The 13,493-nt window shown below is 70.6% G+C and carries 10 protein-coding genes; 2 read left to right on the forward strand and 8 right to left on the reverse strand.

All coding sequences use genetic code 11. The features are described from left to right. From AB7M35_RS02880 to AB7M35_RS02895, 4 genes are all read right to left on the reverse strand, one after another. On the reverse strand, nucleotides 1–1,314 hold the full coding sequence (locus AB7M35_RS02880) for an HlyD family type I secretion periplasmic adaptor subunit (protein ID WP_453957098.1): 1,314 nt from the start codon (nucleotides 1,312–1,314) through the stop codon (nucleotides 1–3). Beyond that, nucleotides 1,314–3,083, reverse strand: coding sequence for a type I secretion system permease/ATPase (locus AB7M35_RS02885; protein ID WP_453957099.1), 1,770 nt, complete (start codon nucleotides 3,081–3,083; stop codon nucleotides 1,314–1,316). Before AB7M35_RS02885 ends, AB7M35_RS02880 begins: the two co-directional genes overlap by 1 nt. A gap of 564 nt (nucleotides 3,084–3,647) precedes the next feature. Then, a complete protein-coding gene (locus AB7M35_RS02890) occupies nucleotides 3,648–3,869 on the reverse strand; it encodes a DUF2783 domain-containing protein (protein WP_453957100.1) in 222 nt (73 codons plus the stop codon). A gap of 10 nt (nucleotides 3,870–3,879) precedes the next feature. Then, the gene (locus tag AB7M35_RS02895; RefSeq protein ID WP_453957102.1) at nucleotides 3,880–5,505 is read right to left on the reverse strand and encodes an FAD-dependent oxidoreductase; all 1,626 of its coding nucleotides are present in this window, start codon (nucleotides 5,503–5,505) and stop codon (nucleotides 3,880–3,882) included. A gap of 255 nt (nucleotides 5,506–5,760) precedes the next feature. Between AB7M35_RS02895 and AB7M35_RS02900 the strand changes: the two genes are divergently transcribed. Beyond that, entirely contained in the window at nucleotides 5,761–6,303 is a 543-nt protein-coding gene (locus tag AB7M35_RS02900) for a MarR family winged helix-turn-helix transcriptional regulator (RefSeq protein WP_453957103.1), read from the forward strand. A gap of 270 nt (nucleotides 6,304–6,573) precedes the next feature. Next, nucleotides 6,574–7,974, forward strand: coding sequence for a DUF2865 domain-containing protein (locus AB7M35_RS02905; protein WP_453957104.1), 1,401 nt, complete (start codon nucleotides 6,574–6,576; stop codon nucleotides 7,972–7,974). On the opposite strand, the gene AB7M35_RS02910 is transcribed toward AB7M35_RS02905, so the two are convergent. From AB7M35_RS02910 to AB7M35_RS02925, 4 genes are all read right to left on the reverse strand, one after another. Beyond that, nucleotides 7,886–9,253, reverse strand: coding sequence for a glutamate--tRNA ligase (locus AB7M35_RS02910; RefSeq protein ID WP_453957105.1), 1,368 nt, complete (start codon nucleotides 9,251–9,253; stop codon nucleotides 7,886–7,888). The genes AB7M35_RS02905 and AB7M35_RS02910 overlap by 89 nt on opposite strands. Next, the gene (locus AB7M35_RS02915) at nucleotides 9,250–10,932 is read right to left on the reverse strand and encodes an NAD+ synthase (RefSeq protein ID WP_453957106.1); all 1,683 of its coding nucleotides are present in this window, start codon (nucleotides 10,930–10,932) and stop codon (nucleotides 9,250–9,252) included. The genes AB7M35_RS02910 and AB7M35_RS02915 overlap by 4 nt, the downstream gene beginning before the upstream one ends. A gap of 150 nt (nucleotides 10,933–11,082) precedes the next feature. Further along, nucleotides 11,083–11,871 (reverse strand): DODA-type extradiol aromatic ring-opening family dioxygenase, encoded by a 789-nt coding sequence (locus tag AB7M35_RS02920; protein WP_453957107.1) that lies wholly within the window; start codon nucleotides 11,869–11,871, stop codon nucleotides 11,083–11,085. A 150-nt stretch (nucleotides 11,872–12,021) separates the two neighbouring features. Then, nucleotides 12,022–13,407: a class II 3-deoxy-7-phosphoheptulonate synthase gene (locus AB7M35_RS02925; protein ID WP_453957108.1), complete on the reverse strand. Its 1,386-nt coding sequence runs from the start codon at nucleotides 13,405–13,407 to the stop codon at nucleotides 12,022–12,024. Nucleotides 13,408–13,493: the final 86 nt, after the last annotated feature.

The raw sequence follows: 13,493 nt of genomic DNA on the forward strand, positions 1-13,493 counted from the left end.
TCACCCCTCCCGGAAGGTCCGGCGCATCTGCGCCTGCAGCGGCTCCAGCAGATATCCGAGCACGGTGCGGGCGCGCGTCTGCATGAACACCTCGGCCGGCATGCCCGGCACCAGCTCCTTGCCCTCGAGGCGCGCCAGCTCCACCTCACTCAGCGCCACCCGGACCGTGTAGTAGGACGCGCCCGTGCGCGGGTCCTGGCTGAGATCCGGAGAGATGCGCAGCACCTCGCCGTTGAGCTGGGGCGTCTCGCGCGTGTCGAACGCGTTCAGGCTCACCACCGACGCCTGGCCGATCTTCAGCTGTTCGATGTCGGTGGGCGCGACGCGGGCATCGATCACCAGCCGGTCGTCGTGGGGCACGATCTGCAGCACGGCCTCGCCCGGCGCCACCACCCCGCCAACCGTGTGCACGGCGAGCTCGTGCACCACGCCCTCGCTGGGCGACCGGATGTCGATGCGGGCGAGATCGTCCTCGGCCGCGATCAGCCGCTCGCGCAGGTCGGAGAGCCGGGTCGCCACCTCGCGGATCTCCGCCTGGGCCGCCTCGCGGGCGTCGCGCGACAGCTGCAGGGTCTGCATCCGGGTTTCGCTGATCCGGCCTTCCGTCATGGCGATCCGGGCGACCAGTTCGCCATACTCGCCGCGCAGCCGGACCGCGTTGCGCTCGAGCGCCATCACCCGGGTCTTGGGAACGTGCCCTTTCGCCAGCAGTGAGCGCAGGCCGACCAGCTCGTCGCCGATGAGCCCGATTTCGGCGTCCTTGGCGTCGCGCTGCGCCTCCAGCCCGACGATCTCCTGGCGAAGCTGCGCCTGCCGCTCCTCCAGTTGGGCCGCCTGCCCGGCCAGCGTCTCGCGGCCTGCCGCAAGCACCCGCCGTTCGCCCTCGACGGCCTCGGCGACCCACGGCTCGTCCATGCGGCCGGCCAGCGCCTCGCCCAGTCGCAGGCTGTCGCGCTCCTCGCGCTCGGCGTCGAGGCGGGCGTAGCGGGCCTCCAGGGCCACCAGCTCGGCGTCGAGGATCGCCTTGCGGGCCCGGGCCGCGGTTGCGTCGAGGCGGATCAGCAGGTCGCCCGCCTTCACCGGCGTGCCGTCCTCCACGTAGATCTCACCGACGATCCCGCCGTCGCGGTGCTGGACCGTCTTGACGTTCGACGACACCACCACCTGTCCGGGCGCGATGACCGCCCCGCCAAGCTCCGCCGTCGCGGCCCAGCCGCCGACCCCGGCCACCAGAAACACGCAGACCAGTCCGCCGACCGCCAGCTCGCGGCCGAGGCGCCGCGACACCGGCTGGAATCCTCCCTCGACGCCCATCACTTCACCTCCGCGACGATACGTTTGTTAGCCGGCGCAGCAACCGGGGCGCCGCGCGGGGCTTCGCCGGTCTGCCGCCGCTCGGTGCGCTGGGGCGCCGCCCGGGTCGCGCCCTTGCCGAGGATCTCCTCGCGCGGCCCGAACCGGGCGATCCGGCCGGCCTCCATCACCGCGATCTTGTCGGCGGTGACCACCGCGCCCGGCCGGTGGGCGATGACGATGGCGATCCCGCCGCGGGCCCGCACCGAAGCCAGCGCCGCCGACAGGGCCACCTCGCCCTCGGCGTCGAGGTTGGCGTTCGGCTCGTCGAGCACCACCAGGAACGGATCGCGGTAGAGCGCGCGGGCGAGACCGACGCGCTGGCGCTGGCCGGCCGACAGCATGACGCCCCGCTCGCCGATGACCGTCGCGTAGCCCCGGGGCAGCGACAGGATGCGCTCGTGGATGCCGGCCGCCCTGGCGGCGGCGATGATCGCATCGGCGTCCGGATCGGCGTCGAAGCGGGCGATGTTGTCGGCGACCGTGCCGTCGAACAGCTCCACGTCCTGGGGCAGATAGCCGAGATGGCGGGCGAGATCGGCGCGGGGCCACTGCTCCAGCGGCGCCCCGTCGAGGGTGACCCGGCCGCGCATGGGCTTCCATGCGCCCACGATGGCACGCGCCAGCGTCGACTTGCCGCTGCCGGTGGCGCCGATCACGCCGACGATCGTGCCGGCGGCGACCCGCATGGAGGCATCCAGCAGCACCGGCGTCTGGCTGCGCGGCGGCATCATGGTGACCCGGTCGACCATGAGGTCGCGCACCGGCGCCGGCAGCCGGATGGGCGCCAGCGCCTCGACGCCGGCGAGCTCGGTCCTGAGGTTGGCGAAGGCGGCGCGGGCCGACAGCATGCCGCGCCAGTTGCCGACCACCGTCTCCACCGGCTGCAGGCCGCGCGCCATGATGATGGCGGCGGCGATCATCGCACCACCGGTCAGCTGCTCCTGGATGGCCAGATAGGCGCCGGTGCCCAGCACCGCCGACTGCAGCCCGAGCCGCACCACCCGCGTCAGCGTGCTGGAGGTCGCCACGACCTCGCCGGCCCGCGCGCTGGCGCCGAGGAAGCGGTCGTTGACCGCCGCCCAGCGGACCGCCAGCGCCTGCTCCATGCCGAGGCCCGCCACCACGTCGGCGTTGCGCCGCGCGGCTTCCGCCATCGTCGCGCGCTCCGCCCCCGCCGACGCGGCCACGGCGGCCAGCCTGCGGGCGCGCTGGTTGGTGACGATCGCGATGACCAGCAGGATCAGCGCGCCGCCGGTCGCGACCAGGCCGAGGACGGGATGGATCAGGTAGACGATCGCCAGGTAGACCGGGATCCACGGCAGGTCGAACAGCGCCGACAGCCCCGGCCCGCTGAAGAACTGACGGATCTGGTCGAGGTCGGAGAGCGGCCGCTGGCGCGCCGTTTCGGCGTCGTCCGAGAGCGGTCCGCGCAGGATCTTGGCGAATACCGCCGGGCTCGCGCGCTCGTCGATGCGGTGGCCGATCTTCACCAGCACCCGCTGCCGGATGGCGTCGAGCACGCCCATCATCACGTAGAGGAAGCCGACCATCACCGACAGCGCGACCAGCGTCGGGACGCTGTGGCTGGTGAGCACACGATCGTAGACCTGCAGCATGTAGATGGGGCCGGCCAGCATCAGGATGTTGACCACGGCACTGAACGCGCCGACGCCGACGAAGGTGCGGCGCAGGCCGGAAAAGGCGGAACGGGACGATCGCGGCGTCAAGGCGGCCTCCTTCCCGCAGCAGCCCTCACCGCCGCAGGTCGCATCGATGGACGGACAGATGTCCGCTCAATCCGCTCCGGACCGCCCTCCGGAAGCGCGTGACCGTGGTCCCGACCGGCCTTCGCGATCTTGCACGAAGTCCGGACAGCATTACGGCCAGAACAACAGCATCTCGCCCGTTTTCGGATGTGTCCACCCGAAAACGACCGAAGAAACGCACATGCAACCCGCTGGTGGCGTCAATTTTCGACGCACCACAGGATCACACCAAGACTCGAACTACAGAAAAACGCGCCCACCCACCCCGAAGACAGATCATGCAGCCGAAAGACATGCTGCGGTCCCGGGGAATACTCTTGTGGCACGGAAGATGGCGGCCGTCACCGGCACTTCAACCACGTGGACAAGATTTAATCATGACGAATCGGTAAGGTTCGCGCCACAAACCCTGCGCGCGCGCAGCGACGCGGCTGCGCGTTTCCGCGCGATTCTGCGCGTTCGTGCGCGCTTCTGCGCGCGCCGGGCGCGCGGGCCGGGAACGCCCGCGAACGGACCGCCGGAGGATCAGGCGGGGTCGGTGCGGCCCGGGTCAACGAGCGCCGCCTTCGCGACGGCGATCGCCTCCTGGAGCACGTCGAGGTCGCCGACGTGGTTGGCAAGCACCAGCAGCAGGCGGACGTTCAGGTCGGCGCTGTCGGCGTCCGACAGGCCCCGGTGGGCGTCGACGATGGCCTGGTAGGCGGCGTCGGGATTGGGGAAACGGGACTCCGTCACGAGATTGCTCATTGCCGTCTCCTCACGCTTGACCACTGGCGCGGGCGATCGCCCGGGCGACCCGCTCGCCGTCGAACGACCGGAAGCGGGCGGCGAGATGCTGGTCGGGCCGCACGACGAAGGTGGCGCCCGGCGTCGCGTCCATCCGGCGGGCGAACAGGCCCTCGCTGTCGAGGACGTCCTCGCCGATCACCCGCAGCTCCGCCCCCTCGACCGCGTTGGGGCGGCCGCCGTCGCGGACATAGAGCACCGTGAAGCCGTCGCCCAGGCAGTTCAGGAGATGGGTGTCCTCGCCCCTGGCGGTCCGCATCGGGCAGTCGGGCAGCGGCGCGCCGAGCCGGGCCGAGCCCGCGAACGGCTCGGCGTCGGGGGTCGACAGCGCGGTGTCGTAGACACTCGCCATCGACAGCCGGCCGGAGTTCACCATCCGCCGGGCGAACGGCTGCTCGCGGGCAAGATCGAGGACGGCGTTGCGCAGGCGCCGCTCGAACGGCGAGCGCGGCGCGATGAAGTCGGTCGAGCGGGTGGAGTGGCCGATGTTCTCGTCGGCGGCGGCGGAGCGCTCGTCGTCGTAGGTGTCGATGAGGGAGGCCGGCGCGGCATCGGTCAGCACCAGCGACAGCTTCCAGGCGAGGTTCTCGGCGTCCTGGACGCCCGAGTTCGCGCCGCGGGCCCCGAACGGCGAGACCTGGTGGGCGGAATCGCCGGCGAACACGACGCGGCCGTTGACGAAGCGCGGGATGCGGCAGCACTGGAAGGTGTAGACCGACACCCATTCGAGCTCGAAGTTGCGGTGCCCGAGCATCTGCTCGATGCGCGGAATGACCCGCTCCGGCCGCTTCTCCGCCTCCGGATCGGCGTCCCAGCCGAGCTGGAGATCGATGCGCCAGACGTCGTCGGGCTGCTTGTGGAGCAGCGCCGACTGGCCGGAATGGAACGGCGGGTCGAACCAGAACCAGCGCTCGCTCGGGAAATCGGCGGTCATCTTCACGTCGGCGATGAGGAAGCGGTCCTCGAAGACGTGGCCGGTGAAGCCGATGTCCATCATCGCGCGGACCGGCGAACGGGCGCCGTCGCAGGCGACCAGCCATTCCGCGTCGAGCTGGTACGGCCCGTCGGGAGTGTCGATGGAGACCAGCACGCCATCGTCGCGGGGGTCGACGGCGACAACCTTGTTGCGCCAGCGCAGGTCGATGGCGTCGAGCTCGAGCACCCGTTCGACCAGGAAATGCTCGGCGTAGTACTGCTGGAGATTGATGAACGCCGGCATCCGGTGGCCGGCCTCGGGCAACAGGTCGAACTGGTAGACGAGGTCGTCCTCCAGGAAGACCTTGCCGATCTGCCAGGTCACGCCCTTGTCGACCATCCGCTGGCCGACGCCCATCCGGTCCCAGACCTCCAGGGTGCGCTTGGAGAAGCAGATCGCCCGGGAGCCCTCGCCGATGCGGTCGGCGTCGTCGAGGAGCACCACGGGAATGCCGCGCTGGGCGAGATCGATGGCGAGCGTCAGACCGACGGGCCCCGCCCCCACCATGACCACCGGCCGGCGCACCGGCGACGGCGCATCCTGGTCGGCGCAGCGGCGATAGGCGAACTGGAAGACGCTGGCGCGCTCGTAGGCGCCGTCACTCCCGCGGTCCTCGGCCATGGTCGATCTCCCGTGTGTCGCGGCGCCATCTTGCGCGGCGCCTTCGAGGGTCTGTCAGGTGCTGTTTCGAACCAAACCGGTTGCAAAAGCAACAAGGATCGGCTCGACGCCGGTGGGCTTGTGGTACATGTGGAGGGCGGCGCAGAAAGCGGCCAGGGCTCTTACGAGCGTGCGGACCTGCCCGACGGGCACATCCGCGCTGGCCTCGCTCTCGGCGTCCGCCGACGGTATCCGAAGTGAAATTGGTAGGCGAAATTGGTTACAGACGCAACCAACCTCGACCCCGAAGCGCGCCATGCGTCAAACAGGCACACCGCACCCGGCGACGCGGCCGATGTGCTCGAGCTGGAGGCGTTTCTCCCCTACCAGCTCGCCGTCCTCGCCGACACGATGAGCCAGTCGCTCTCCCGGCTCTACAGCGACCGCTACGGGATCGGCGTGCCGGAATGGCGGGTGCTGGCCAACCTCGGCCAGCGCGGCACGATGACCGCCACCGAGATCGGCGGCCACGCCCAGATGCACAAGACGAAGGTGTCGCGCGCGGTGTCGGCGCTCGCCGCCCGCGGCTACGTCAAGCGCGAGCGCAACCGCGCCGACCAGCGCGAGGCGCTGCTGCAGCTGACCGACGAGGGCCGCCGCATCTACGGCGAGCTGGTGCCCTCGGCCAGGGCCTTCAACAAGGCCCTGGAGTCCATGCTGTCGGGCGACGAGAAGCGGCTGCTCCGGTCCATGCTGGACCGGCTCACCTCGCGCTCCCGGGACCTGGCGCGGGCCGTGGCGGAAGACCGGCTCGACTAGAGGTCGCGGCCCTGCCGAAATGCAAGAAATCCATGTGTTTCAAATAATTGCGCGGATTGGTTAAGAGCCGCCGGGGCTGCGGAAAGCTGCCCCGGGCGAGCAACTTACGTGTTGCAAGAGCGGCACATCGCGAATCGTCCGGGCCTGCGCTCGGCGATTTGATTTGATCGTGCCGGGCCAACGGGACTAACGAAGGGACCCCGGCAACGCGTGCCCAGCACCTGCTGCCGGACCGGTTCGTATCGTGTCGCGAAAGGCGCCTACATGTGGATGCCGCTCCGTAAAACCCTCGCGATCGTCGCTGTCGCGACCGGCGCGTTTGCGTTCGGTGTCGGCGGTGCTGCGGCCCAGAGCTGTTCGGCGCTGAAGTCGGAACTCGCCCGGCTGAGCGCAGGCGGCAGCGCCGCGGTGAAATCCCAGATCGCCTCCCTCGAACGCCAGGCTGTGGCCAACGGCTGCCGCGGCCAGAACGGCTGGGGCCGTCCGCGCGCCTGCGCCGGCATCGACGCCCGCCTATCCGAACTGAAGGCCCAGGGCGGCGCCCGAGCCAGCAATCCGACCCGGGTGCGCCAGCTCCAGCGCGCCATCGCCGCCAACTGCGGCAAGCCCGAGCCGCAGCGCCAGGCGACCCGGCCGAGCCGCGCCCAGCAGGCGGCGGCTCAACCGTCGGCCAACGACGGGGGTTACAACCCGGACCGGATGACCACCCACGGCAGCGTCATCATCCACGGCACGCGGCCCGACAATTTCCTCGGCTCCGAGGTGAAGCAGAAGACCGGCTTCTTCTCCACCCTGTTCGGGCGCGGACGCGTTGAGCGGCTGCGCGAAGACGGCACCCGCGTGCAGCAGGCCTCCACCGACCCCGCCGAGAAGGTGCGGAGCACCGCGACCCGCGCCACCGTCAGCGGCGGCGTGGAGGGCGTGCACGGCATCTACCACGGCGGCGGCATGAAGACCTGGTGCGTCCGCCTCTGCGACGGCTTCTATTTCCCGATCAGCTATTCGACGAGTTCGAGCTCGTACAAGCGCGACCTGGCCATCTGCCAGGGCCGCTGCCCCGGTGCCGACGTGTCGCTGTACTCGCATCCGGCCAGCCTCGACCCGGAGGACATGGTCTCGACGGTGTCCGGCGAGCGCTACACCAAGCTGCCGACGGCGTTCGCCTACCGCACGACGGTCTCCGGCAACTGTGGCTGCGAACTGAAGACGCCGCAGGTGAAGTCGGCCAGCGCCGCGGACGCGGAGGCCGATCCCTCGGCGGACGACGCGGTGGTCGCCGACGAGCCCCAGCAGACGGAAGACGTGCAGGTCGCCGCGTTCGCCACCGAAGGCGACACGCCCTCCGCGACCGCCGCCGACAAGGCCACGGACGCCGCGAGCGAGCTTGCCGGGCTCACGGCGATCGGCAGCCTCAGCGACACCGGATCGGCTTCGCGCGGCGCGCCGGCGGCAACCGTTGCCCGGCCGCCCAGCAGCAGCGAGGACGCCTCCTCGGACGGAGCGGCGGTGGTCGACGTCGTCGCGCGGCCGTCCGCCGACGAGCCGGGCGTGTCGGAAGCCCGGCCGATCACCGAGCAGGATCTCAATGTCCGGAAAGTCGGTCCAACGTACTACGCCGACCAAATAGCGGTATCAGCCGGCGCAGCTCAGGCCCGGCAGAACGCCCGGTAAGGGCGACCCGCAGCGGCTGGAAGAGCGCCTTGCCCTTCCGGCCGGTGGCCGCACCGACCGCTTTGGTCCAGACGGAGAAGGTCGTCTCGTCCCACGGCTCCTCGGGGAGCACCTCGGCCGCTTCGGCCAGGAACGCCCGGTCCTCCGGCGCGATGTCGGCCACGACCGGGCCCGTCACCACCTGCCACCAGTCCGCCGCCTCCGACAGGAGCTCGATGTTGTCGCGCACCGCGAGCCAGAAGGCTTCGCCGCCGCCGATGCCGAGACCGGCGAGCCGCTCGGACACGTCCGCGTAGTCCAGGTGCTGGAGGATCTGGCCGTTCAGGGCGTTGAGGTCCGCCGGATCGAAGGAGGCAGGCGAGCGGCTGATCCCGGACAGGTCGACGCGGGCGGCGAGCGCGTCGAGGCTCGGCACCGCCTCGATCGCCTGGGACGTGCCGGTCAGCACCGCCAGCGACGCGATCGAGAGGGCCTCGAAGCCCTCTTCCCGGAGCGACCGCAGCGACAGTGCGCCGGAGCGCTTGGAGAGCGCCTCGCCGTCGGCGCGGACCAGCAGGTTGTGATGGCCGAAGGCCGGCGGGGCCGCGCCCAGCGCGTGGAAGATCGGGATCTGGGCACCGGTGTTGGTGACGTGGTCGTCGCCGCGCAGCACGTGGCTGATCTCCAGCTCGATGTCGTCGACCACCGAGGGCAGCGTGTAGAGGAACGTGCCGTCCTCGCGGATCAGCACCGGATCGGACAGCGAGCCGAGATCGACGCTCTGCTCGCCGCGGCAGAGATCGTCCCAGGTGACCGGCGTCGGGCGGATGCGGGACGGGTCGTCATCGAAGTTGGGCAGCAGGAAGCGCCAGTGCGGCTGCCGGCCCTCATCCTCCAGGCGCTGGCGCCCGGCGGCGTCGAGACGCAGGCCGGCGCGGTCGTAGATCGGCGGCAGGCGCCGCGCCAGCTGGCGCTTGCGCCGCATGTCGAGCTCCTCCGGCGTCTCGTAGCAGGGGTAGAGCAGCCCCGCCCGCTTCAGCCGCTCCACGGCGTCGCGGTAGAGCTCGAAGCGCTCCGACTGGCGCGCCACCTCGTCGGGCGGGATGCCGAGCCACTCCAGGTCCTCGACGATCGCGGTGGCGAAGCGCTCCTCGGAACGGGCGAGATCGGTGTCGTCCAGCCGCAGCACGAAGGCACCGCCTTCGCGCCGGGCGACCAGCGCGTTGAGGAGCGCGGTGCGGGCGTTGCCGATGTGCAGGAAGCCGGTGGGCGACGGGGCGAAGCGGAGCCGGACCGTCATGTCCGGTCGCGGAACTTGTTGGTGATGGGATAGCGACGGTCGCGCCCGAAGTTGCGCCGGCTAATCTTCACGCCCGGGGCAGCCTGCCGGCGCTTGTATTCGGCGAGATAGAGCAGCCGCTCGATGCGGCGGACGACCTCGACATCGAAGCCGCGGGCGACGATCTCGGCGACGCTCAGCTCCTCCTCCACCAGCCCGGTGAGGATGGCGTCGAGCTCGTCGTAGGGCGGCAGCGAATCCTGGTCGGTCTGGTTCTCGCGCAGCTCGGCCGTCGGCGCCTTGGTGATGACGCGCTCGGGAATGACGACGCCGTCCGGGCCGAGCGCGTCCGGCGGCCGGTGGGCGTTGCGCCAGGCCGACAGACGGTAGACCTCGGTCTTGTAGAGATCCTTGATGGGATTGAAGCCGCCGTTCATGTCGCCGTAGAGCGTCGAATAGCCGACGGAGACCTCCGACTTGTTGCCGGTGGTGACCACCATGGCGCCGAACTTGTTTGAGACGGCCATCAGAATGGTGCCGCGCACCCGCGACTGGACGTTCTCCTCGGTGACGTCGGGCTCGCGGCCGGCGAACAGCGGGGCGAGCGACGTGCCGATCCCCTCCACGCCCGGCGCGATCGGCACGGTGTCGTAGCGCAGGCCCAGCAGGCCGGCGACCTCGGCGGCGTCGGCGATGCTGTCCGGCGAGGTGTAGCGGTAGGGCAGCATGATCGCATGGACGCGCTCGGGACCCAGCGCGTCGACGGCCATCGCCGCGCAGATGGCGGAATCGATGCCGCCCGACAGGCCGAGCACGACGCCCGGAAAGCCGTTTTTGTTCACGTAGTCCTTCAGGCCGAAGACGCAGGCGCGCCAGTTGGCCTCGTCGATCTCCGGCAGCGCGTGGATCGGACCGTCGACGCAGCGCCACTCCTCGCCTTCGCGGCGCCAGTCGAGGGCCACGACGGCCTCCTCGAACTGGGGGAGCTGAAAGCCAAGCGAGCGGTCGGCGTTGAGCCCGAAGGAGGCGCCGTCGAAGACGAGCTCGTCCTGGCCGCCGAGCTGGTTCACGTAGATCATCGGCAGACCGCTCTCCACGACCCGGGCGACCGCCACCTGCATGCGGGTGTCGGCCTTCAGCTGGTCGTAGGGCGAGCCGTTGGGGACGATCAGGATTTCCGCGCCGGTCTCCGCCAGGCACTCGACCACGTCCTCGACCCAGATGTCCTCGCAGATGGGCACGCCGACGCGCACGCCGCGCACCGAAATCGGCCCCGGCAGCGGGCCGGAGGCGAACACGCGCATCTCGTCGAAGACGCCGTAGTTGGGCAGCGCGACCTTGTAACGAAGCGCCGTCACCGCGCCGGCGTCGAGGCAGGCGACGGCGTTGTAGAGCTTGCCGTCGTCGCGCCACGGCGTGCCGATCAGCACGGCCGGGCCGTCGGCGGTGGTCTCCGCCGCCAGTGCCTCGACGGCGGCGCGGCAGGCGTCGGTGAAGGCATGCTTGAGGACCAGGTCCTCGGGCGGATAGCCGGAGATGAACAGCTCGGAGAACACCAGGATGTCGGCGCCCTCACCAGCGGCCGTCCTCAGCGTCTCGCGGGCGAGCGCGAGGTTGCCCTGGATGTCGCCGAGGACGGGATTGAGCTGCGCGACGGCGATGCGGACCGTGGAGGCGGCGTCGGGCATGGAAATCGTCATTGCTCTCGGGGCGCGCGCTCGGGCGCGGGGGAACGAGACGGTGGCCGCGGCGGCCCTCCCCGGGTCGGGCGGGCCATCGCCGGCATGGGCGCCCCCTGCTCTTAGCGCGCGGTCCCCGGAACCGCAATCGGCGCGGCGGCAGGTCTGATGCTAGCCGAACGCGTAGGTGTCCATCATCAGCGCGCCGTACTCGTGGGAGGTGTGGACCCGCCTGCCCTGCCCGGTCGCGCCCGCCGCGCCGAGGGCGGCGTAGAGCGGCATCAGGTGCTCGTCGGTCGGGTGGTTCTCGGCCGCGTACGGCGCCTGGGCGCGGTAGTCGAGCAGCGCCTCGACGTCGCCCTCGGCGATTTTCGCGTTCATCCAGTCGGCGAACGCCACCACCCACTCCGGGGCGTCCGCCTCGACCGGGTTGCGGCCGAGCTGGGTGCGGATGGCGCCGAGGTTGTGGGTGAGCGAGCCGGAGCCGACGACCAGGATGTTGTCGGTGCGCAGCGGCGCCAGCGCGCGGCCGAGCTCGAAGTGGTGGCGGGCGTCCTCGTGGGGCTGGACCGACACCACGACGACCGGGATGTCGGCGTCCGGGTACATCAGCGCCAGCGGCACCCAGGTGCCGTGGTCGTAGCCCCAGCGGGTGTCGACGGTGGCCGGCAGGTCGGCGTCGGCGAGGAGCCCCGCCACCCGCTCGGCGAGCGCCGGGTCGCCCGGCGCCGGATAGACGATCTGGCGCAGCTTCGGGTCGAAGCCGCCGAAATCGTAGATCATCGGCGGCGCAGCGACGCCGAGCACCGCCGGCCGGCGCGTCTCGTAGTGGGCGGAGACGATGACGATGGCGTCGGGGCGCGGCAGCTCGTGGCCGTAGCCGGCGAGGAAATGGCGCGCCGGCGTGTCCGACAGGATCAGCATCGGCGAGCCGTGGGAGACGAACAGGGAGGGCAGCATCGGGAACTCCGTGGCGACCGGACCGGCGGCCCCCGTGTCGGGCGCGGTCTGCGGCGTTCCCTCAAGTATAGGGATCGCCGATCGTCTCCGGCAGGGGCGCTGCCGGAGACGCAGTGTTCACAGAAGCCCGAACGATGGCGCGGCCGACGCCTATTCGGCGGCGGCGAACGGCACCTGGAAGCCCTGGCTGAGCCGTTCCTTGCGGACGTTCTCGGCCACCAGGAACGCCAGCTCGATCGCCTGCTCGGCGTTGAGCCGGGGATCGCAGTGGGTGTGGTAGCGGTCCGACAGGCTTTCCGCCGTCACCGCCCGCGCGCCGCCGGTGCACTCGGTGACGTTCTTGCCGGTCATCTCGATATGGATGCCGCCGGCATGGGTGCCCTCGGCCCGGTGGATGGCGAAGAAGGTCTCCACCTCGCGCAGGATGCGGTCGAACGGCCGGGTCTTGTAGCCGTTCATCGACACCGTGTTGCCGTGCATCGGGTCGCACGACCACACCACCGAGCGGCCCTCGCGGGTCACGGCGCGGACCAGGCCCGGCAGATGGTCGGCCACCTTGTCGGCGCCCTGGCGGACGATCAGCGTCAGCCGGCCGGGCTCGTTCGCCGGGTTGAGCACGTCGATCAGCCGGATCAGGTCCTCCGACGACATCGACGGGCCGCACTTCAGGCCGATCGGGTTCTTCACGCCGCGGCAGAAGTCCACGTGGGCATGGTCGAGCTGGCGGGTGCGGTCGCCGATCCAGACCATGTGGCCGGAGGTGGCGTACCAGTCGCCGGTGGTGGAATCGACGCGGGTGAGCGCCTGCTCGTAGCCGAGCAGCAGCGCCTCGTGGCTGGTGTAGAGGTCGGTCGAGCGCAGCTGCGGGGCGTTGCTCGGATCGATGCCGCAGGCGCGCATGAACGACAGCGATTCGGAAATGCGGTCGGCGATGGTGCGGTACTGGTGGCTCTGCGGGCTGTCGGAGACGAAGCCGAGCATCCACTGGTGCACGTTGTCGAGGTTGGCGAAGCCGCCCTGGGCGAAGGCGCGGAGCAGGTTCAGCGTCGCGGCCGACTGGCGGTAGGCCATCTCCAGGCGCGCCGGATCGGCGGCGCGGCCCTCGGGCGTGAACTCGATGTCGTTGATGATGTCGCCGCGGTAGCTCGGGAGCTCCACGTCGCCCTGCTTCTCGGTGGCCGAGGAGCGCGGCTTGGCGAACTGGCCGGCGATACGGCCGACCTTGGTCACCGGCGAGGCGGCAGCATAGGTCAGCACCACCGCCATCTGCAGGAAGACGCGGAAGAAGTCGCGGATCTGGTCGGGATGATGCTCGGCGAAGGATTCCGCGCAGTCACCACCCTGGAGCAGGAAACCCTTGCCTGCGGCGACACCGGCGAGCTCCGCTTTCAGCCGGCGCGCCTCGCCTGCAAAAACGAGCGGCGGATACGTCGACAGACGATCCTCGGCGGCGGCAAGGGCTGCTTCGTCCTTGTATTCGGGGACCTGAGCGATCGGCTTCGACCGCCAAGATGCTGGTGTCCACGGCTCGTTCATCGGTATCATTCCAAACAGTCGCTGCCTCATCGAGGCGCCAGAAGGCAAAATTTCACCCCCGCCGCGTCGGCGGGACGCCGTTATAC

The organism is Amorphus suaedae, assembly GCF_053629675.1.

Excerpts from the sequence above, each read along its gene's own strand:
- AB7M35_RS02880 (WP_453957098.1), bottom strand. The coding sequence starts at position 1,314 with ATGGGCGTCGAGGGAGGATTCCAGCCGGTGTCGCGGCGCCTCGGCCGC.
- AB7M35_RS02890 (WP_453957100.1), bottom strand. The coding sequence starts at position 3,869 with ATGAGCAATCTCGTGACGGAGTCCCGTTTCCCCAATCCCGACGCCGCC.
- AB7M35_RS02895 (WP_453957102.1), bottom strand. The coding sequence starts at position 5,505 with ATGGCCGAGGACCGCGGGAGTGACGGCGCCTACGAGCGCGCCAGCGTC.
- AB7M35_RS02905 (WP_453957104.1), top strand. The coding sequence starts at position 6,574 with ATGCCGCTCCGTAAAACCCTCGCGATCGTCGCTGTCGCGACCGGCGCG.
- AB7M35_RS02910 (WP_453957105.1), bottom strand. The coding sequence starts at position 9,253 with ATGACGGTCCGGCTCCGCTTCGCCCCGTCGCCCACCGGCTTCCTGCAC.
- AB7M35_RS02915 (WP_453957106.1), bottom strand. The coding sequence starts at position 10,932 with ATGACGATTTCCATGCCCGACGCCGCCTCCACGGTCCGCATCGCCGTC.
- AB7M35_RS02920 (WP_453957107.1), bottom strand. The coding sequence starts at position 11,871 with ATGCTGCCCTCCCTGTTCGTCTCCCACGGCTCGCCGATGCTGATCCTG.
- AB7M35_RS02925 (WP_453957108.1), bottom strand. The coding sequence starts at position 13,407 with ATGAACGAGCCGTGGACACCAGCATCTTGGCGGTCGAAGCCGATCGCT.